Source organism: Streptomyces sp. NPDC006602, assembly GCF_042870385.1.
Lineage (GTDB): Bacteria > Actinomycetota > Actinomycetes > Streptomycetales > Streptomycetaceae > Streptomyces.
Window position 1 is genome coordinate 311,659 of the sequence record NZ_JBIAHG010000002.1, and the last position, 19,481, is coordinate 331,139.

Genomic DNA, 19,481 nt, shown 5'->3' on the forward strand with positions numbered 1-19,481 from the left:
GTATTCGGCATCAACCCGCGTACCACGAGGTGGGGGCACAGCAACGCCATGGCACAGGGCACGGTCCAGGTGACGCACACCGGCACATCACGCTGGCGGCGCCGCACGGGTGAGTACGCGTCGCTCGCCGCCGCCCTGGAGGCCGCGGCCGAAGGTGACGTCCTCACTGTCGCGCCCGGCACCTACCGGGAGAACCTCGTCGTCCAGCGGGCGGTGACCCTGCGCGGCCCCGAGGGTTCCCCCGGTTCGGTGCGCATCGCGCCCCTGGACGGTGTGCCGCTGACCGTGCGCGCCTCGGCCGTGGTGCAGGACCTGTACGTGGAAGGCCAGGACGCGGCCGCGCCCGCCCTCCTCGTCGAGGAGGGCACTCCGGAGCTCACGGACATCCGCATCGTGACGCGCTCCGCGGCCGGCATCGAGGTGCGCGGCGGCGCGCGGCCGACCGTGCGGCGCTGCACCGTCGACAACCCGGCCGGCATCGGCATCGCCGTACTCGACGGCGGGGGCGGGGTGTTCGAGGAGTGCGAGATCGTCGCGGCCGGCCAGGCGGGCGTCGCGGTGCGCGGCGGCGGGCATCCGCGGCTGGACCGCTGCCGGGTGCACCACGCCTCGGGCGTCGGCCTGTCGGTGACCGGCGAGAACTCCGCGCTGGAAGCGGTGGGTTGCGAGGTCTACGAGGTCCGGGGCAGCGGTGTCCAGGTCACCGGCCGGGCCACCGCACACCTCACCGACTGCGATGTGCACCGCACCACCGGGGACGGCGTCACCCTCGACACGGACGCCGTGCTGACCCTGGCCGACTGCCGTATCCACGACATCCCGGAGAACGCGGTCGACCTGCGCTCCCGTTCGGTCCTGACGCTGACCCGGACGACGGTGCGTCAGTTCGGGCGCAACGGGCTGTCGGTGTGGGACCCGGGCACGCGCGTGGACGCCAACCAGTGCGAGATCTTCGACAGCACGGGCGACTACCCGGCCGTCTGGGTCAGCGACGGCGCCACCGCGGTCCTCGACTCCTGCCGGGTGCACGACGTGCCGGACGCCCTGTTCGTCCTCGATCGCGGCTCGCGCGCGGACGTCGTCGACAGCGACCTCTCCCAGGTGCGCAACACCGCAGTGTCGGTGAGCGACGGCGCCACCGCACAACTCGACGACTGCCGCATCCGGGACGCGGCGACGGGCGCCTGGTTCCGCGACCACGGCAGCGGCGGCACCCTCAACAACTGCACGGTGGACGGCACCCAGACCGGCGTGATCGTCACCAAGGGCGCGGACCCGACGATAGAGCGCTGCACCGTCGACTCCCCCGCCGAAGCCGGCTTCTACGTCTCGGCGGGTGGCCGGGGCAGTTTCCTGAACTGCCGGGTCACAGGCAGCGGCGGCTACGGCTTCCATGTGCTCGACGGCTGCCGTACGACGCTGAAGAAGTGCCGTACGGAGCGGTGTGCGCGCGGCGGGTACGAGTTCGCGGACGCCGGCCCGGACGGGGGATCCGGTGCGGGGCCGGTCGTCGAGGACTGCACGAGCGACGAGAGCAGCAGCCTGCGACACCCGCCCGCGGCGGAAACAGCCGTACAGACGGTGTCCCAGTCTCCCGGCCTGCTGGGATCGATCCCCGGGCAGCGCAGCACCGAGCAGGAACCGCTGGTCGCCGCCGCGGAGCCGGAGAAGCCTGCGCGGACCTCGAAGGCGGTGCTCGGTGAACTGGACGCGCTGGTGGGCCTGGACAGCGTCAAGCGCGAGGTCCGGGCGCTCACGGACATGATCGAGGTGGGCAGGCGCCGACAGGAGGCGGGCCTGAAGGCGGCCTCGGTGAAGCGCCACCTGGTCTTCACGGGCTCCCCCGGCACCGGCAAGACCACGGTCGCCCGTCTCTACGGCGAGATCCTCGCCTCCCTCGGTGTACTGGAGAAGGGCCATCTCGTGGAGGTGTCCCGCGTCGACCTGGTCGGCGAGCACATCGGTTCCACGGCGATCCGCACCCAGGAGGCCTTCGACAAGGCGCGCGGCGGTGTGCTGTTCATCGACGAGGCGTACGCGCTGTCGCCGGAGGACTCGGGCCGGGACTTCGGCAAGGAGGCCATCGACACGCTGGTGAAGCTGATGGAGGACCACCGGGACGCGGTCGTGGTGATCGTCGCGGGCTACACGGCCGAGATGGAGCGGTTCCTTTCGATCAACCCCGGTGTGGCGTCGCGCTTCTCACGCACCATCACCTTCAGCGACTACAACGCCGAGGAACTGCTGCGGATCGTGGAGCAGCAGGCCGAGGAGCACGAGTACCGGCTGGCGCCGGGCGCCTCTCCGGCCCTGTTGAAGTACTTCACGACGCTCCCCAAGGGGCCGGCCTTCGGCAACGGCCGTACCGCCCGCCAGACCTTCGAGGCGATGGTCGAGCGGCACGCGAGCCGGGTCGCCCAGGTCGCCGACCCGAACACGGACGACCTGACGCTCCTCTACGCGGAGGACCTGCCCGAGTCGTCCTGAGGCCGCTGCGCCGGTAGGCCCGGGCGCAGCCGGGCCAGCAGCCGTTCCCGTTCCTCCGCGAACACCGGGTCGGCCTGGTAGTCGGAGTGACCGAGGACCGGCGCGGGCAAGGGGTGTGCGTCGGTACGGCCGTACGCCAGCGGGTCCTTGAGGGCTTCGCGGTCCACCTCGGGCCCGCAGTCGCCGGGCAGGCCGACCGGGCCGCCGATCGGGTCGGTGGGCCGGTGCAGGTTGCGCCAGCAGTCGACGTCGTGATGGAGGGCGCTGAGCGCGGCCGGTCCGAAGTGGGCGGGGAACCAGCGGCCGTACAGGCGCTCCAGTGGGGAGCCGTACGTCAGCAGGCCGACCCGTTTGCGGACGGACGGCGTCAGCTGCCAGGCGGCCGCGGCGGCGAGCACACTGCCCTGTGAGTGCCCGGAGAGGACGAGGCGCCCTCCGGTGGTCCGGGTCCAGGTCTCCATGCGCCAGGTCAGGTCGGGCACCGCGCGTTCGGCGTAGCAGGGCGGCGCGAAGGGGTGGGCGGCGCGTGGCCAGAAGGTTCCGACGTCCCAGAGGATGCCGATGGTCCGCCGTGCGGAGGCGTCCTTGTAGGCGCGGCGGCCCCAGGTGACGAACAGTATGAAGCCGAATCCGATCAACCAGGAGCCCAGCGCCTGCGCGGTCTCGGCGGCGCCCTCGACGAAGGCGTGCGTGCGTTGCGCGGCCTCGGCGGGTGCCTTGTCGGTGGTCATCGCGCCGACCAGGGCCCCGGCACCGAGGAGGAGGGTCGTGGTGGAGGTGACCGCGACGAGCAGGGGCCCGCGGTCGGTGAGTGTGGCCGCCGCACGGGCGCGTGCGATACGGCGGGTGCGGCTGGGGTCCTTGGGCTGGTCCGGGTAGTCCCGCTCCACCGCGGCCAGTTCGGACCGGCGCAGCAGCCGGGTCCGCCAGGCCAGCCAGCCGCACAGCACCAGCAGCACCACGAGCAGCGGCGGGATCACGGACGCCTGCCAGGTCAGCAGGACCGGCGGGCCGGGGATGTTCATGCCGGTGCCGTCCAGCCAGTCGGCGACGCGCTGGGAGACTCCGCCGGACATGACCCCTCCCAGTGCGCAGGCCAGCATCGCGACGGCGGGTCCGCCCAGGCCGCGCATCGCGGCGCGCGGGTCGGGATGGGCGCGGTACAGGACGTCGGCGACCGCGCCGAGGGCGATGACCAGCAGTCCCTGGACCAGGGCGATGCCCCCGAAGGTCGCGTCGCCGGGCAGGCGGCCGGCCGATTCCCATCCGGGCCGCTCCCACCCGGCGTACACGGCGGCGAGGCCGAGCAGGACGAGGGCGGTGAGCGGCAGCCGTCGTACGAGATGGGCGTCGAGGTCCCGGTCGAGGCGGTGCTCGCTGCGGCCCCTGCGGCAGACCACCCATACCACGCCCACCGCGGCGGCGACCAGCGCCGCTTCCAGGAACCGGCCCAGGGCGTCGAGGAGCGCGGGCCCGCCGGACCTGTGGTCGAAGCGTGCGGCCGACGTGCCGACGGCCGCGGCGACCGTCAGCAGTCCGGCGGCGGTGTGGGCGGCGCGCAGCCGGGCCACCAGACGGCGTCCGTACCAGAAGCCGGGCCGGCCGAGCGCGGTGCGGCCGGTCTCCTCGTCGGGCTCGGGGGTGCGGGGCATCGGCTGCTGGGACTCGTACGCGCTCCAGGTGCGCTGGGACAGATACCACAGCAGCCAGGTGAGCGCGGCCGGCACGAGTGCCGCGAGGGCGAGGCGGCGGCCGGGCCTGCTCCACCAGCCGCCGTCCGAGACGGTGGGCGACAGGAAGCCGAGCCAGGTGTGCCGCTCGGCGCACGCGCGCGTGCCCGCGCACTGCCAGGCCGCGAGGTCGAGGGCGACCTCGCAGACGGCGGCGACGAGCAGCACGGTCAGGGTCAGACCGGCGAGCCGCACCAGCAGCCCGTACAGTCGCACCGTCCGTTTGCGGCCGCGTGCGGTGGGGCGCATCCAGTGGGCCAGGTTGACGACCATGAACGGCAGCAGCAACAGCCACAGGGCGCGGGTGCCGTTGCCGGAGGTGAGGTTGCACCAGACGTACGCCTCGGGCACCGGCCGGCCCTGGTGGTCGTCGGGTGTGGACTCGGCGTCGGCGTCCTGGGCGCGCCGGAAGACGGCCGCCGTGTCGTCGCCGGTGATCCGGACGGTGCGCGGATCGTCGAGCATCTTCTCGGGTGTGGTGCCGCCGACTCCGTGGACCAGGAGTTCCAGGGCGGTTCCGGAGGCCTCGGGCCGCGTGGCGGAGCCGTCGGCTCCGGCGGTCGAGGCACGTTTCTGCGCTCGTTCCACTGTTTCGCACTTCCCCCGTGACGCGCCGTCGGCATCTGTCCGTGCGGGCAACAGGATCGCCGTTCGGCACGCCGTGTGCACCTCTCGTCACGGAATCTCCCCGATCCGTGTGACAGTCGGCCGCACGGATGTCGCCCGGATGGCATGAGCGCGTGGGGACGGTCGGTGGCGCGACCCGCCGCGGCCCGTGCGAGGATGAGACGTCCGCGTACCTGGAGAGGGCAAAATGTCCTTGTCACAGGGGATGCGCAGGGCGTGTCGGACGGGTTGAGGCGAAAGGACCGGAGCGTACGTGAGTGAGAATCAGAACCTCCTCGCGGAGCAGCGCCGTGCCCTGATCCTGGACGAGGTCCGCCGCCGCGGCGGCGTCCGCGTGAACGAGCTGACCCGCAAGCTCGGCGTGTCGGACATGACCGTACGGCGTGACCTCGACGCGCTGGCCCGACAGGGCGTGCTGGAGAAGGTGCACGGCGGCGCGGTCCCGGTGGTCGAGGCGAGCACGCACGAGCCGGGCTTCGAGGCGAAGTCCGGTCTGGAACTGACGGCCAAGGAGGACATCGCGCGGGCCGCGGCGGAGCTGGTCGTGCCGGGCAGCGCGATCGCGCTGTCGGGCGGTACGACGACGTACGCGCTGGCGCACCGGCTGGTCGACGTGCCGGACCTGACCGTCGTTACCAACTCGGTGCGGGTGGCCGACGTCTTCCACGTGGCGCAGCGCACCTCGGGCCCCAGGCAGGGCGCGGCCACGGTCGTGCTGACCGGCGGCGTGCGCACCCCGTCCGACTCGCTGGTGGGGCCGGTGGCGGACCAGGCCATCGCGGCGCTCCACTTCGATCTGCTGTTCCTCGGCGTGCACGGGATATCGCTCGAGGCCGGCCTGTCCACGCCGAACCTCGCGGAGGCCGAGACCAACCGGCGCCTGGTGCAGTCGGCGCGGCGGGTCGTGGTCGTCGCCGACCACACCAAGTGGGGGACGGTGGGCCTGAGTTCGTTCGCCACGCTGGAGCAGGTCGACACGCTGGTGACGGACGCCGGACTGCCCGGCGAGGCGCGCGCGGAGATCTCCGAGCATCTGCGGCGACTGGTGGTGGCGGGCGAGCCCGGCGAGGACGCAGACGACTGACTGGCCGTCAGCTAGGGTGACGCTGCCCGGTCAATGCCCGCTCCCCCAAGGGGGTTCTGCCCATGACCCGTCAACTGCGCCCGGTGGGGGTCGAGTTCGTCGAGACCGCCCCCGTACGTCTGGTCTTCGCGCGGGAGGTCTCCGCAGCTCCCGATGCCGTCTTCCACGCACTCGCCGAGGACGTGCCCGGCTGGGCCGACTGGTTCGGCGCGGTGACGCTCGCCCGGTCCTTCGACGAGGGCGCCCGGCGCGAGATCCGGCTCAGGGGCGGGACGCGTTTCCTGGAGACGGTCCTCCTCGCCAAGGAGGCCGAGGTCTACGCCTACCGCGTCGACGAGACCAACGCGCCTGGCCCCCGCGCGCTGGTCGAAGAGTGGCGGCTCACCGCGGCGGGCAGCGGCACCCGGGTGCGGTGGACTTTCGCCGCGGACGGACCGGCGGCCTTCCGGCTGGGCCTGACGCTCGCGCGCGCGGGTCTGGGGCGGGCCTTCCGGGACGCCGTCGCCTCGCTCGAGGGGCGACTGGCGGCGCGCTAGCGCCAGATGCCCGACTCCAGCAGGGAGTCGATCGCCGCCGCGTACGGCGCGATGTCCAGGCCCTGTTCGGCGAGCCACGCGTCCGAGTAGTACTTGTCCAGGTAGCGGTCCCCGGGATCGCACAACAGGGTCACCACGCTCCCCTGCCGGCCCTCCGCCACCATCTCGGCGACGATCTTCAGCGCGCTCCACAGCCCGGTGCCCGTCGAGCCGCCCGCCTTGCGGCCGATGGCCTGCTCCAGGGCGCGTACGGCGGCGACGCTGGCGGCGTCCGGGACCTTCATCATCCGGTCGATCGCGCCGGGTACGAAGCTGGGTTCCATGCGGGGCCGGCCGATGCCCTCGATGCGGGAGCCGCAGTCGCACGTGACGTCCGGATCGCCGGTGGTCCAGCCCTCGAAGAAACACGAGTTCTCGGGATCGGCGACACAGATGCGGGTGTCGTGCTGCGTGTAGTGGACGTAACGGGCGAGAGTCGCGGAGGTGCCTCCGGTGCCGGCCGTGGCGACGATCCACGCGGGCTCCGGGAACCGCTCCAACTCCAGTTGGCGGAAGATGGATTCGGCGATGTTGTTGTTGCCGCGCCAGTCCGTGGCCCGTTCGGCGTAGGTGAACTGGTCCATGTAGTGGCCGCCGGTCTCCACCGCGAGGCGGGCGGCCTCCTCGTACATCTTCCGGGAGTCGTCCACGAAGTGGCACTGCCCGCCGTGGAACTGGATCAGGCGGATCTTCTCGGCGCTGGTCGTGCGCGGCATGACGGCGATGAAGGGCACGCCGATGAGTTTCGCGAAGTACGCCTCGGAGACGGCCGTCGAACCGCTGGACGCCTCGATCACCGGGCGGCCCGGCCGGATCCAGCCGTTGCAGAGGCCGTAGAGGAAGAGCGAGCGGGCGAGCCGGTGCTTGAGACTTCCGGTGGGGTGGGTCGACTCGTCCTTCAGATACAGGTCGATGCCCCACTTCTCCGGCAGCGGGAAGCGCAGCAGATGCGTGTCGGCCGAGCGGTTGGCGTCGGCCTGGACCTTCCGGACGGCTTCTTTCAGCCAGCCACGGTAGGCAGCGTCAGTGTGGTCGACGTCGAGGGTTTCGCCGGTCCGGGTCTTTTGAGGGGTGCTCACGGCGGGGCTCCTTACACTGCGCGCCGACGGCGCATCATGCGGCCGCCACATCGATCATAGACATCTTCCGCACGCTTCTCACCTGCATAAACACACCTTTGAGCGCCTCAAAGGCACCCCTGGGGCAGGGCGGCATCGAGCCGTGGGGGCGCATTCGCGCGAGTGCTCCGGGTGCCTCGGCGAGGGGGCCGTGCGCACTGGTGCTCGACGTCGGTGGCAGGCAGACTGCCCGACGGGACGCAGGTCCGAACGGGGGCACACTGGATCACGACAGGAAACAGGACAACGGCCCACGCGGGAGCGCGGGTCGGTACCCACACGCACAAGGGGGCGGGACGGGATGGCGGAGCCTGAGTTCACGGCCACGGGCGTGCGGATCGGGAAGCGGCTGCGCTCGCTCACCCGAGCCGGACAGGTGCGTATCAGCGACGGCCGGCTGGAGCTGCTCACCAGTTACGGCAGTGAGATCGACAGCGCCCCCGTGCAGGCTGTGCGCGCCTCCAAACCGTGGTTCGCACCGGAGGACCGGGCCCTCGCGGACCTCAACGGCAACCGCTACCTGCTGACCCTGGGCGAGCACGACCCCGCCCCGGGCGAGCCCGGCCCGCCCGCGGCACGCCGGTTCATCGAGGCCGTACGGCGGGCTGCAAGGCGTAACGACTGAACCACCGTGAGTTGCGGGACCTGGACCCCTGGGTCACTCTGGTCTCACATCACTCTGGGTTTACCGGCGATAACGCTGCGAACCAGCCGCCGGGCCACAACAGCAGGCGGCCGTTTCACGCAGGCTCTCTGCTGGATCGATCCGAACTCCGTGTTCTCCGGACCTCTACGTCGGGGAGTCGCAGCCGTGATCAGCCACCCAAGCAGGCACTGCACGGTAGAGCTCCAAGCCCTGCCGTCGCGGATCGGCCAGGTCCGCAGAATCGTATCGGCGCAGTTGCGCTACTGGCATCTGGATCCCCTGATAGACCGCGCCGCGCTCGGTGTGACGGAGCTGTTGACCAACGTCCACCTTCATGCCCGGCCCGACAAGACGTGCACCGTGGAGATCGAGCTGCTGCTCGACCGTCTCACTGTCTCGGTGCGCGACCACGATCCGCGTCTGCCGGTCGTGGCGGATGCCGAGGCGTTCGCCACGTGCGGGCGCGGGCTCGCCATGGTCGCCGCCGTCAGCGAGAGCTGGGGAGCGCGGCCGGACGGCGAGTCCGGCAAGGTCGTGTGGTTCACGCTGCCGACGCCCTTGTCCGCGCGGCCGGCATCCGCCCGCCCGCCGCGGCGCAAGGTGGCGGACAAGCCCGCGCACCGGTTCGTGGAAGTCGCGCACACCGTCGACCTGCACAGGCCCGAACACGCTCCGGCCCGGTCCGCCGTTGCGGGCTGACCGTATTGGATGGCTCGTGCTGTGCTTGATGGCTCGGTCGCCTACGGGGCGCCTCAGCCGGTGTCGAGAGCCCGATCGTGCTCAGCCCTTCGGGCCTCCGCGCGTTCGGGCTCTCGACACCGGCGCGCCCCTACGGCTCCCTCGCGGCCGACACGTGGGGACAGCGGGACTTGGTGGGCTCCCGCCACGAGCCCCACCAGCGGGCCGGGCGCAGGCCCGCCAGCGCTTCCACCACGAGCCGCACCAACGGGCGCGCCCTACGGCTCCCTCCCAACCGACGCGCCGGGACAGCCCGACCCGGTGGGCCCTCGCCGTCACTCTGTGGCGATTGCCCGCAGGACGTCCAGGCGGGCCGCGCGCCGGGCCGGGCGTAGACCTGCGAGAGCTCCCGCGGTGAGCCCCACCAGCGCGACCACCGCGAGTTGCAGGGGCGGCATGGCGAAGGCGCTGTCGCTCGCCCCGTCCGAAGCCTTGACCAGCACCCAGCCGAGGAAGGCGCCGAGGGCCAGCCCGCCGACCGTGCCGAAGGCGGCGACCAGGACCGACTCCCAGCGGACCATCGCCCGCAGCTGGGACCGGGTCTGGCCGACGGCTCGCAGCAGGCCCAGTTCGCGGGTGCGCTCGTGGATCGCCAGCGTCAGTGTGTTGGCGATGCCGAGGAGCGCGATGAGCACCGCGAGGGCGAGCAGGGCGTAGACGAGGGTGAGCATCATGTCGATGCCGCCGGCCGAGGACTGCGCGTACTCGTCGCGGGTCTGTACCTCCGGGTTGCCGTACTGCTCGGCGACCTTCTCCACCGCCGCCTTGCCCGCGTCCGTGCTCACGCCGTCCTTGAAGGAGACGGCGAGGAGGGTGTCGGAGTCCTGGGTGCGGTGCGGGGCCCAGGCGGCGCGGGTGATGACGTACTCGCCGACGAGTTCGGACTGGCCGTAAACCGCGCGGACGGTGAAGTTCTGCGTCTCGCCGTCGGTGAAGGTGAGGCGTGCCTTGTCGCCGCTGGTCAGGCCCTGCTTGGCGGCCTCGGTCTTGGTGATGGCGATGCCGTCGGTGCCGAGGTCGCGCAGGGAGCCGTCGATCGTGCCCAGGTCGAAGGTGCGCTCCAGGGCCAGGGGGTCGGTGACGGTCAGTGCCCTGCCCTTGCCGTCGACTTCGGCGACGCCGCGACCGAGTCCGACGGCCCGGTCCACCTCGGGCAGTTGCTGGACCGCTCCGGCGAGGCTTGGGCTGAGGCCGCTGCCGCCCGCGCCGAACGACGGGGTGCTGACGGCGACATCGCCCGCGAAGGACCGGGACACGGTCTGGTCCATGGTCGCCTTCAGCGAGGCGCCGAACACGGTGAACAGCGAGACCACTGCCACGCCGATCATCAGGGCACTGGCCGTTGCGGCCGTCCGCCGGGGACTGCGCAGGGCGTTGCGCCGGGCGAGTGTTCCCGTGACGCCGCGCAGCCTGTCGAGCGGGCTGCCGAGGACTCGGACGGCCGTCGTCGAGGCGACCGGGCCCAGGACCACGAAGGAGGCAAGGGCCAGGACGGCGCCGGTCCCGGCGAGCCACAGGGACGGTGACACCAGGACACCGGTGAGGGTCACGGCGAGCGCGAGGGCGGCGAGACCCATGCCGGTGACGGCGCGGACGCGGGAGGCGCCGGTGGTGTCGACGGCCGTCTCGCGCAGGGCGGCCAGGGGCGCGGTGCGGCCGGCTCGTACGGCGGGCAGCAGCGCGGAGCCCAGACAGACCACGACGCCGACCGCGAGCGGCAGGGCCATCGACACGGCGCTGATCACCAAGTCGCCCTCGGGGAACGGGAATCCGATGGCCGGGAACAGGGCCTGCAGTCCGGCGGCGATACCGATGCCACCCGCCAGTCCGGTGGCCGACGCGAGCACGGCCACGACACTCGCCTCGGCGAGGGTCGACGCGGTGACCTGGCGGCGTGAGGCGCCCAGGGCGCGCAGCAGGGCGTTCTCACGGGCACGTTGGGCGAGGACGATCGCGAAGGTGTTGTGGATGGAGAAGGTCGCGACCAGCAGGGCGATGCCGGAGAACACGAGAAGGAAGGTAGTGAAGAGGGTCAGGAACTGGCTGGAGATCATGTCCGTGTTCTCCTCGGCCGATTCCTGGCCGGTGATGGCCTCGACTCCCTTGGGCAGTACGGCGGTCACCCGGTCCACGAGCTCCTGCTGGCCGATCCCGGGTCCGGCCCGCACCTGGATGCTCGACGCCTCGCCCGGCCTGGCCGTGAGGTACTTCTCGGCGTCGGCCTGGGTCATGCCGGTGAAGGTGACCTGGGCCATGCCGTCCTCGCCGCCGAAGGTGGCGAGCCCGACGATCGTCACTTTGACGGGGTCGGGGGTGCGCAGGGTGGTCGTGTCGCCGATCTTCAGATCGCCCTTCTCGGCGGTGCCGCGGTTGACGACGACCTCGCCCGACTTCTCCGGGGCGCGGCCCTCGGCGAGACGGTAGGAGTTGAGCTTGGGGTCGGCGATCCAGTTGCCGGCGAGGGTGGGCGGCCCCTGGCCGCCGATCGGCTTGCCGTTCGCGCCCACGAGCTGGCCGGCGCCCTGAATGTTGGGGGCGGCGGCCGCGACGCCCGGGACCTTCTCGACGGCGCTGATCAGGTCGGTGTCGACCGGCTGCCGTACGCCCTGGCTCTCGCCGGGCGTGGTGATGGCGTCGGCACTGCGGACCACGGCGTCCGTGCCGCTGGTCGCGTTGCCGAACATGGTGTCGAAACTGGCGCGCAGCGTGTCGCCCATGACGAGCGTCCCGGCGAGGAAGGCGACGCCGAGGAAGACCGCGAGGAACGTTCCGGCGAAGCGTCGCTTGTGGGCGTGCAGGGAGGACACGCTCAGACGTACCGAGGCGTTCATGAGGGCACCTCCAGGGCTTTCATCCGGTCCAGGACCTTGTCGGCGGTCGGGGATTCCATCCGGTCGACCAGGCGTCCGTCCGCGAGGAAGACGACCTCGTCGGCGTGGGCGGCGGCCACCGGGTCGTGGGTGACCATGACGACCGTGCGGGCCGTCTGGCGCACGGTGCGGCCGAGCAGCCCCAGGACCTCCCCGCCGGAGCGGGAGTCGAGGTTGCCGGTCGGCTCGTCGGCGAAGACGACGTCGGGGCGGCCGGCGAACGCCCGTGCCACGGCGACACGTTGCTGCTGGCCGCCGGAGAGCTCGGAGGGCCGGTGGTGCAGCCGGTCGCGCAGGCCGACGACGTCGATCAGGGCGTCGATCCACTCCGGATCGCCCTTGGTGCCCGCGAGGTCGAGCGGCAGCCTGATGTTCTCCGCGACGGTCAGCGTCGGCACCAGGTTGAACGCCTGGAAGACGAAGCCGACGCGGTCGCGGCGCAGGAGGGTGAGGCGGCGGTCGTCGAGGCTGCCCAGTTCGGTGTCGCCGATGTGGGCGGCGCCCGAGGTGAGGGTGTCGAGGCCGGCCGCGCAGTGCATCAGGGTGGACTTGCCGGAGCCCGAGGGCCCCATGATCGCGGTGAAGCGGCCGACCGGGAAGTCGACGCTCACCCCGTCCAGGGCCCTCACCGCCGTGTCGCCGCTGCCGTAGACCTTCACGGCGTCGAAGACCCGGGCGGCCGGCAGCGTGCCGGTGGTGGCGGTCATGGTGGTCATGCCGCACCGCCCTTGCCCGTACGGCCGAACTGCTCGTCCAGGACGGACAGCCGGCGCCAGTACTCGTCCTCGTCGATCTCGCCGGAGGCGAAGCGGTGGCCGAGCACGGTGATGGGCGAGTTGTCCTCGACGGTCGGGCGCCGCCAGGGCCCGCCACGTCCGCGCCACACGGTGCGGCGCAGCAGGGTGATGCCGCCGATCACGACGGCCGCCCAGATCAGGGGGAAGAACAGGATCCACGGGCCGGGGCCGCCGTCGCCGAAGTGCGCCAGGGTCTGCATGTCGAGTCATCTCCTAGATGGTTTTCTGCGATGCCTCGACAGTGGCTCCGGAGAGGGGTCCCCGTCGTCGTACGGCCAGCGGCAGTGCGCGTACCTCCCGGGGAGTACGCGGATCCGGCGGCGCTGCTTCTCCGGAGCCTCGACTTCTGTAACTACTAGTATGTACAGTGGCGGGTATGAGCACCTCGGAGCGACTGATCGAGTCCACCCGTGAGCTGCTGTGGGAGCGCGGCTATGTGGGCACCAGCCCCAAGGCCATCCTGGAGCGCGCGGGAGCCGGGCAGGGCAGCATGTACCACCACTTCAAAGGGAAGCCGGACCTCGCCCTGGCCGCGATCCGGCGGACGGCCGCGGAGTTGCGGGCTACCTCCGAGGGAGTACTGGACGGTCCAGGGACGCCGTACGAGCGGATCGAGGCGTATCTGCGGCGCGAGCGCGACGTGCTGCGCGGCTGCCCGATCGGGCGGCTGACGATGGACCCGGACATCATCGCCAGCGACGAGCTGCGCGCGCCGGTCGACGAGACGCTCGACCGGATCCGTGAACGGATCGCCGGAATCGTCGAAGAGGGCAAGGAGCAGGGCCAGTTCGCACCCTCGTTGGACGGCGAGGAGATCGCCGCGACCGTTCTCGCGACCGTCCAGGGCGGTTATGTCCTCGCCCGCGCGTCCGGTTCACCGGCCGCGTTCGACGTGGGTGTCCGGGGGCTGTTGTCACTGCTCGCGCCCGACCGCCCGGCCTGAGGAGGCGCCTGTGCACGCCATGCAGTACGAACTCACGTTGCCCGCCGGCTACGACATGGACGTCATCCGCGACCGGGTCGCCCGCAAGGGGCATCTGCTCGACGGCTGGGAGGGCCTCGGCCTCAAGGCGTATCTGATGCGCGAGCGGGGCACCGACGGGTCGCCGGTCAACCAGTACGCGCCGTTCTACCTGTGGAACACCCTGCGGGGCATGAACAGCTTCCTCTGGGGCGGCGCCTTCCAGGGGATCCCCAACGACTTCGGGCGGCCCTCGGTCCGGCAGTGGACGGGGGTGGCGTACGAGGTGGGCGGCGCCGCGGGCTCTCCCGCGCCGGTCGCGCTGCGCCACCGGCAACCCATGCCGGACGGCGTGGAGTTGTCCGCGGCCATGGAGGATGCCGTACACGAGACCGCCCGGCTGGCCGGGGAGGACGGGGCGGTGCTGGCGGCGGCCGCCGTGGACACCAGCCGTTGGGAGGTGGTCCACTTCTCGCTCTGGGCGCATGATGCGCCGAAGTCCGAGGGCCATGTCTTCCAGGTGCTTCATCTGTCGGCGCCGGGGCTCGGTCGGCTGCCGCGGGGACGGCACTGGTGAGCGCGGTTCGCACGGTGCTCGGGGACGTGCACCCCGGGAACCTGGGCGTCTGCGACGCGCACGACCATCTGTTCCTCCGCAGTCCGCTCCTGCCGGGGCAGGAGCTCCAGCACGTGTCCGCCGCCCGGGCCGAGTTGGCGGCGTTCCTCGCACAGGGCGGCAACAGTGTGGTGCAGTGGACGCCGTACGGGATGGGGCGGCGGGCCGCCGATCTGCCGCCGCTGTCACGGGACACGGGGGTGCTGGTCGTGGCCGCGACCGGGCTGCACCAGGCCGTCCACTACGACGACGAGACGCTCGGCCGGTTACGCGGTCGGCTCGCCGAGGTCTTCGTCGCCGAACTGACCGAGGGCATCGGCACGTCGGGAGTCCGGACGGGGCTGATCAAGGTCGCGGGCGGTTTCCACGGCCTCGACGCGCACGCCCGCTGGACCATGAGAGCGGCGGCCGAGGCCCACCATGCGACGGGAGCGCCCATCGCCGTCCACCTGGAGCTCGGCACCGGCGCCCTGGATGTACTGGACCTGCTGTGCGGGGAGTTGGGGGTGCCACCACACCGGGTGATCCTGGGGCACCTCAACCGCTCCCCCGACCTCGTGGTGCACCTGCGAGCGGCGGAGACGGGCTGCTATCTCGCCTTCGACGGGCCGTCACGCGCCCACCACGCCACGGACTGGCGGATGCCGGGCGCCGTCCGGGCGCTCGCCGAAGCCGGACACGGCGACCGGCTGCTGCTGGGCGGCGACACCACGAGCGCTCAGGCGCGCTCGGTCAACGGCGGGCCGGGGATGCCGTATCTGCTGCGCCGGGTGCGGCCTCGGCTCGAAGTCGAGCTGGCGAGGGGATGGTGGAGCGGATCCTCGTGCAGAACCCGGCACGGGCCTTCGCGGTGGAGTGGCGCTGAACGTGCGTCGGCCGGTGGCCCGATCGTGGTGCCCTTTGGCCCTAGGGCGCCTTTCGGCCACGCCGGCGCCAGGGAGCAGCGTGCGGCGAGGCCATCCGCAACGCCTGTCCCAACTGCGGCGGAGAGCTGGTCCCCCGACCGCGCAGGAGCTGAGGCCACCGAGGGAATGCCGCCGCCCTCCCCCACGCGGCATCTAAAGCACGGCGATGTCCACGGACGGCCGGAGCTTCGCCGCCGCGGCCAGGGCCTCGTGGACGGGATGGCTGTCGAAGGCCGTCAATAGGGCCGGGTCCGCCGGGCCTTGGGCCGCCGGGTAGGCGATCTGCTCGTACGCGGCCTGGAAGCGCGGGCCCCAGCGGCGGGCGCCGAGGCGGGCGGTGCGGGAGCAGTTGTCGACCATGTGGGCCACGTCCCGGGCGTGCATGTAGGGCAGCAGCGAGTCGACGGCCTCGATGACGGACTCGTTGACGATCTCCGACCACGGGTGCCCGCGCTCCGCGAACTCGTCGACCTGCGCCAGCATCGTGGCGACGAAGACACCGGCGGTGAACGGATCGACCGGCAGCTCGCGTTCGGCACGACGGCCCCGCACCCGGTCACCGGCGGACCACATCGCCGAGCCGCCGATCTCGCTCATCCGGCGGCCGTCGAGCCGCCGCTCGGCCAGGATGACGCTGCGCAGTTCGGTGCCGTCGGCGACCTCGTCGTAGATCTCGGCGACGATCTCGCGGGCGGGCGCGTACGTCGCCGTGCAGGCGCGGTCGAAGACGTCCCGGCCGGCCGCGTCGAGGCCGTCGCGCACCGCGCCGATCCCGGCCTGCGAGATCGTGCGGGCGATGGGCCCGGTGACGTTCTCGCAGGACCTCTCGTACGCGGTCACCTCGTCGTCTCCGGCGAGGCGGTAGCGGCCGTACAGGCTCTCGACGATGCCGTGGACGGCGCCGAGCAGGATGGCGCGTTCCCCCACGATGTCGGAGAGGTACTCGCTGTCGAGCGTGGTGCGGAAGGTGTACGGCGAGCCCAGCGCCACCGACCAGCCGAGCGCGAGGTCGACGGCCCGGCCGTCGGGGTCGGTGTGCACGGCGAAGCTGCTGTTGATCCCGGCGCCGTTGACCTCGGCGCCCTGCTGGTACAGGCGGCGCACGGAGTCACCCATGCCCTTGGGGCACACGGCGATCACCGGGTGGCCGGGCGGGAAGTCGCCGCCGGTCTCCCGCAGGTGACCGAGCAGGAAGCCGTGCGAGAGACCGATGGTGGCGCCGGGCTTGAGGACCGCGAAGACCTCCTGGTGGTGGGCGGCGAGCGCGGCGTCCGCGATCAGCAGGATCACCAGGTCGCTGTCGGCGGCGATGGCGAGCCAGTCGCCGAGCGTGCCGTCCTCCTCCGTGAAGCCCTGGGCGCGGGCGTCGGCGGCCGACCGGGAGCCGGGGCGCAGTCCGACGGCCACCCGGATGTCGGTGCCGGCGAGGGAGTCGCGCAGGTTGAGGGCCTGCGCGCGGCCCTGCGGGCCCCAGCCGACGACGCCGATGCGGCTCACGCCTTCGAAGGCCCTCGGCAGCAGGGGGAACAGGTGCCGACCGCCGCGCAGGATGGTCTCGGTGCCGCCGGGCACGTCCATCGTTTCGAGGGCGAAGACTCGGGAGGTGTACGTGGTCGAGGTCATGGTCGAGTTGTAGGCTCCGGCCCAGTGTTGCGGCAAGCGCAACCTCTGCAGCGCGCTGTTGCGTGAAGTGAAAGAGCGAGGTCAGGGCATGCGGGACGACCATCGGGAACTGCGTCTCTTCCTGCATCTGGCGCAGACGCTGAACTTCGGCCGGACCAGCCTGGACTGCCATGTCAGCCCGGCGACGCTGACACGGACCGTGCAGCGGCTGGAGGCCGATCTCGGGCACCGGCTGTTCGACCGGGGGCCGCGCGGCGTGTCGCTGACGGCGGAGGGGCACCGGTTTCGTGAATACGCGGTCCAGGCACTGGAGCTGTGGCGTACCTACCGCGAGGAGCATCCCGACCCGGCCGAACTGACCGGCCGACTGGCCGTGTTCGCGACGGTGACCGCCTGCCAGGCGCTGCTGCCCGACCTGCTGGCCCCGTTCCGCACCGCGCATCCCCAGGTACGGCTGAACCTGCGCACCGGTGACGCGGCGGCGGCGCTGGCCCGGCTGGACGAGGGCGAGGTCGACGTGGCCGTCGCCGGAATCCCGGCCAGGCTGCCGGAGCCCCTGGTCAGCCGTACGGTCGCGGTCACCGAGCTGGTCCTGGTCACCGCGCGCGACCGGCCGGACCCCGGTCTCGACGGCCCCTTCGTCCTCCCCCACCGCGGGCTGGTCCGCGAGGCCGCCGACCGCTGGTTCCGGATGCGCGGCACGGCACCCGAGGTGGCCTGCGAACCCGACGGCCACGAAGGGCTGTTGACGCTCGTCGCCCTGGGGTGCGGCACGGGCGTGGTCCCCCGTCTCGTACTGGAGCACAGCGCGGTGCGCGACCGGCTCGCCGTGCTCCCGGTGGAGCCGTTGCCGGAACCGTTCCCGATCGGGCTCTGCGTACGACGGGCCGACCTGCGCCGACCGCTGGTGGCCGCGCTGTGGAGCCTGTGCCGGTGAACTACGAGGTGGTCCTGCCGAGGTCGAGGCGGTCGACGCGGGCCACGTTCTCCCGGTCCTCGGCATCGCCGCTCGCCTCCGCGGCGAACCAGGCGTCGAGGATCTCCTTGAGCAGCGGCTCGGACGTCAGTCGCAGGCTGAGGGCCAGCACGTTGGCGTCGTTCCAGCGGCGAGCGCCGTCCGCCGTGCAGGCGTCCGTGCACAGGGCGGCTCGGACGCCCGGCACCTTGTTCGCGGCGATCGACGCGCCCGTGCCGGTCCAGCAGCACACGACCGCCTGGTCGGCGGTTCCGGCGGCGACCTCGCGCGCGGCGGCCTCCGTGCAGACGGCCCACTGGGGGTCGTCGCCGGGGCTCAGCGCGCCGTACGGCACCACCTCGTGACCGCGGTCCCGCAGCTGGGCGACGAGGCTGCGCGCCACGGGTTCGTCCATGTCCGAGGAAACGGAGATCCGCATGTCATGAGCCTACCCGGGGCTGTGCCCGAGGGCGCCCCACGCCCCGTCCGTGAGCGTCACCGTGCCAGCGCGCCCAGCGGATCGTCCAGGACCGGCTGCCATGCCAACTCGGCCGCGCCGACCAGGCTGTTGTGGTCGAGGGTGCAGGCCAGGATGGGGACGCCGCCGCTCTGCCCCCACAGGCTGCGGTCGGCGACGACCGCGCGCAGCCGGTCCGGTTCGGCGTCCAGCAGGGTGCGGTGCAGACCGCCGAGGATGATCCGGTCCGGGTTGAGGATGTTCACCAGGCCGGCGAGGCCGAGGCCGAGGCGGTCGATCAGGGCCTCGGTGGCGGTGCGGACGGCCGGGTCGTCGTAGTGGTTGCGGACCAGGTCGTTGGCCTGCTGGAGGAGGGAGACCTCCGGGCCCGGGTCACGGCCCGCGGCGGTGAGGAGGGCGAGCGGGTCGGCCTCCACGTCCAGGCAGCCGCGGCTGCCGCAGTGGCAGGGGCGACCCTCCGGGTTGACGGTGAGGTGACCGACTTCGAGCGCCAGGCCCGAACTCCCGGTGTGCAGCCGCCCGTCGAGCACCAGCGCACCGCCCACGCCCCGGTGGCCGGTGGCCACGCACAGCAGGTCCCGCGCGCCCCGGCCCGCGCCGTGCCGGTGCTCGGCGAGCGCGGCGAGGTTGACGTCGTTGCCCGCGAAGGCCGGTCCGGTGATCCCGGCCGCGCGCACGCACTCCGCGAAGATACGGCGCACCGGGGCGCCCACCGGCCATGCCAGGTGCAGCGGGTTCAGGGCGAGTCCGTCCGGCTCGGCGACCGCCGACGGCACGGCGAGCCCGGCGCCCACGCACCGCCGCCCGGTCGTGCGCAGCAGTTCGGCGCCGGCCTCCACGACGGACACGAGGACCTTCGCGGGATCTTCTTCGACGGTCTCGCAGCCGGGTGCGGTGGCGACGATACGGCCGCCCAGACCGACCAGCGCCGCCCGGAACCCGTCGGCGTGCACCTGTGCGGCAAGGACGACGGGCCCGTCCTCGGCGACCGCGAGCCGGTGCGAGGGCCGCCCCTGTGAACCGGCCGCCGCGCCGGGCCGGGCGTCGACCCGGATCAGCCCGAGCGCCTCCAGCTCGGCGGCGACCGCGCCGGCGGTGGCCCGCGTCACGCCGAGCTCGGCGGTCAGTACGGCGCGGGTCGGCGCGCGTCCGGTGTGCACGAGCTCCAACGCGGGCCCGAGCGCACCGCGCCCCCGGTCCAACCGCGCCCTCGAGGTGGTCCCTTCCCCCGCCGTCCGGGGGTCCGCCTTGCCGCTCATGAGGGCGAGTCT

At 72.5% G+C, this 19,481-nt stretch carries 17 protein-coding genes and 1 pseudogene; 10 read left to right on the forward strand and 8 right to left on the reverse strand.

The features are described from left to right. Positions 1 to 48: 48 nt before the first annotated feature. Positions 49 to 2,487: a right-handed parallel beta-helix repeat-containing protein gene (locus ACFYO2_RS06170; RefSeq protein ID WP_388344747.1), complete on the forward strand. Its 2,439-nt coding sequence runs from the start codon at positions 49 to 51 to the stop codon at positions 2,485 to 2,487. On the opposite strand, the gene ACFYO2_RS06175 is transcribed toward ACFYO2_RS06170, so the two are convergent. Then, a complete protein-coding gene (locus tag ACFYO2_RS06175) occupies positions 2,457 to 4,805 on the reverse strand; it encodes a hypothetical protein (protein ID WP_388344750.1) in 2,349 nt (782 codons plus the stop codon). The two genes, ACFYO2_RS06170 and ACFYO2_RS06175, sit on opposite strands and share 31 nt — an antisense overlap. 292 nt (positions 4,806 to 5,097) lie before the next feature. On the opposite strand from ACFYO2_RS06175, the gene ACFYO2_RS06180 reads away from it, so the two are divergent. Further along, positions 5,098 to 5,928, forward strand: a complete 831-nt coding sequence (locus ACFYO2_RS06180) for a DeoR/GlpR family DNA-binding transcription regulator (RefSeq protein WP_388344753.1) — start codon at positions 5,098 to 5,100, stop codon at positions 5,926 to 5,928. A gap of 62 nt (positions 5,929 to 5,990) precedes the next feature. After that, entirely contained in the window at positions 5,991 to 6,464 is a 474-nt protein-coding gene (locus tag ACFYO2_RS06185) for an SRPBCC family protein (RefSeq protein WP_388344756.1), read from the forward strand. Here ACFYO2_RS06185 and ACFYO2_RS06190 read toward each other — a convergent pair. Further along, positions 6,461 to 7,582 (reverse strand): PLP-dependent cysteine synthase family protein, encoded by a 1,122-nt coding sequence (locus ACFYO2_RS06190; RefSeq protein ID WP_388344759.1) that lies wholly within the window; start codon positions 7,580 to 7,582, stop codon positions 6,461 to 6,463. The genes ACFYO2_RS06185 and ACFYO2_RS06190 overlap by 4 nt on opposite strands. Before the next feature lie 340 nt (positions 7,583 to 7,922). Between ACFYO2_RS06190 and ACFYO2_RS06195 the strand changes: the two genes are divergently transcribed. Both ACFYO2_RS06195 and ACFYO2_RS06200 read left to right on the forward strand, forming a co-directional pair. Beyond that, a complete protein-coding gene (locus tag ACFYO2_RS06195; RefSeq protein ID WP_388344762.1) occupies positions 7,923 to 8,246 on the forward strand; it encodes a hypothetical protein in 324 nt (107 codons plus the stop codon). Between the two features lie 186 nt (positions 8,247 to 8,432). Further along, positions 8,433 to 8,966, forward strand: a complete 534-nt coding sequence (locus tag ACFYO2_RS06200; protein WP_388344765.1) for an ATP-binding protein — start codon at positions 8,433 to 8,435, stop codon at positions 8,964 to 8,966. Positions 8,967 to 9,280: 314 nt separating this feature from the next. On the opposite strand, the gene ACFYO2_RS06205 is transcribed toward ACFYO2_RS06200, so the two are convergent. The 3 genes from ACFYO2_RS06205 to ACFYO2_RS06215 are packed head-to-tail and all read right to left on the reverse strand — an operon-like array spanning position 9,281 to position 12,872. Continuing rightward, complete coding sequence (locus tag ACFYO2_RS06205; RefSeq protein ID WP_388344768.1) at positions 9,281 to 11,836, reverse strand: ABC transporter permease; 2,556 nt, start codon at positions 11,834 to 11,836, stop codon at positions 9,281 to 9,283. Next, positions 11,833 to 12,582, reverse strand: a complete 750-nt coding sequence (locus tag ACFYO2_RS06210) for an ABC transporter ATP-binding protein (RefSeq protein ID WP_388346054.1) — start codon at positions 12,580 to 12,582, stop codon at positions 11,833 to 11,835. Before ACFYO2_RS06210 ends, ACFYO2_RS06205 begins: the two co-directional genes overlap by 4 nt. 5 nt (positions 12,583 to 12,587) lie before the next feature. Next, on the reverse strand, positions 12,588 to 12,872 hold the full coding sequence (locus ACFYO2_RS06215) for an SHOCT domain-containing protein (protein ID WP_388344771.1): 285 nt from the start codon (positions 12,870 to 12,872) through the stop codon (positions 12,588 to 12,590). Between the two features lie 176 nt (positions 12,873 to 13,048). On the opposite strand from ACFYO2_RS06215, the gene ACFYO2_RS06220 reads away from it, so the two are divergent. The 4 genes and pseudogenes from ACFYO2_RS06220 (at position 13,049) to ACFYO2_RS06235 (ending at position 15,267) form a co-directional block, all read left to right on the forward strand. Then, positions 13,049 to 13,615, forward strand: coding sequence for a TetR/AcrR family transcriptional regulator (locus ACFYO2_RS06220; RefSeq protein ID WP_388344774.1), 567 nt, complete (start codon positions 13,049 to 13,051; stop codon positions 13,613 to 13,615). A gap of 10 nt (positions 13,616 to 13,625) precedes the next feature. After that, positions 13,626 to 14,210 carry a DUF4865 family protein gene (locus ACFYO2_RS06225; protein ID WP_388344777.1) on the forward strand — a complete coding sequence of 195 codons (585 nt, stop codon included), beginning with the start codon at positions 13,626 to 13,628 and terminating at the stop codon, positions 14,208 to 14,210. Continuing rightward, positions 14,207 to 15,114, forward strand: a pseudogene (locus ACFYO2_RS06230) (phosphotriesterase). Before ACFYO2_RS06225 ends, ACFYO2_RS06230 begins: the two are co-directional and overlap by 4 nt. A 93-nt stretch (positions 15,115 to 15,207) precedes the next feature. Beyond that, positions 15,208 to 15,267 (forward strand): DUF1272 domain-containing protein, encoded by a 60-nt coding sequence (locus tag ACFYO2_RS06235; protein WP_388346057.1) that lies wholly within the window; start codon positions 15,208 to 15,210, stop codon positions 15,265 to 15,267. 40 nt (positions 15,268 to 15,307) lie between these two features. Here the strand turns inward: ACFYO2_RS06235 and ACFYO2_RS06240 are convergent, their stop codons facing one another. Further along, positions 15,308 to 16,777 (reverse strand): ketol-acid reductoisomerase, encoded by a 1,470-nt coding sequence (locus ACFYO2_RS06240; RefSeq protein ID WP_388344779.1) that lies wholly within the window; start codon positions 16,775 to 16,777, stop codon positions 15,308 to 15,310. Positions 16,778 to 16,865: 88 nt separating this feature from the next. Between ACFYO2_RS06240 and ilvY the strand changes: the two genes are divergently transcribed. Next, on the forward strand, positions 16,866 to 17,714 hold the full coding sequence (gene ilvY, locus ACFYO2_RS06245) for an HTH-type transcriptional activator IlvY (RefSeq protein ID WP_388344781.1): 849 nt from the start codon (positions 16,866 to 16,868) through the stop codon (positions 17,712 to 17,714). Position 17,715: 1 nt separating this feature from the next. On the opposite strand, the gene ACFYO2_RS06250 is transcribed toward ilvY, so the two are convergent. Continuing rightward, positions 17,716 to 18,171, reverse strand: a complete 456-nt coding sequence (locus ACFYO2_RS06250) for an RpiB/LacA/LacB family sugar-phosphate isomerase (RefSeq protein WP_388344783.1) — start codon at positions 18,169 to 18,171, stop codon at positions 17,716 to 17,718. Between the two features lie 56 nt (positions 18,172 to 18,227). Then, the gene (locus ACFYO2_RS06255) at positions 18,228 to 19,469 is read right to left on the reverse strand and encodes an ROK family protein (protein ID WP_388344785.1); all 1,242 of its coding nucleotides are present in this window, start codon (positions 19,467 to 19,469) and stop codon (positions 18,228 to 18,230) included. Between the last annotated feature and the right edge of the window lie 12 nt (positions 19,470 to 19,481).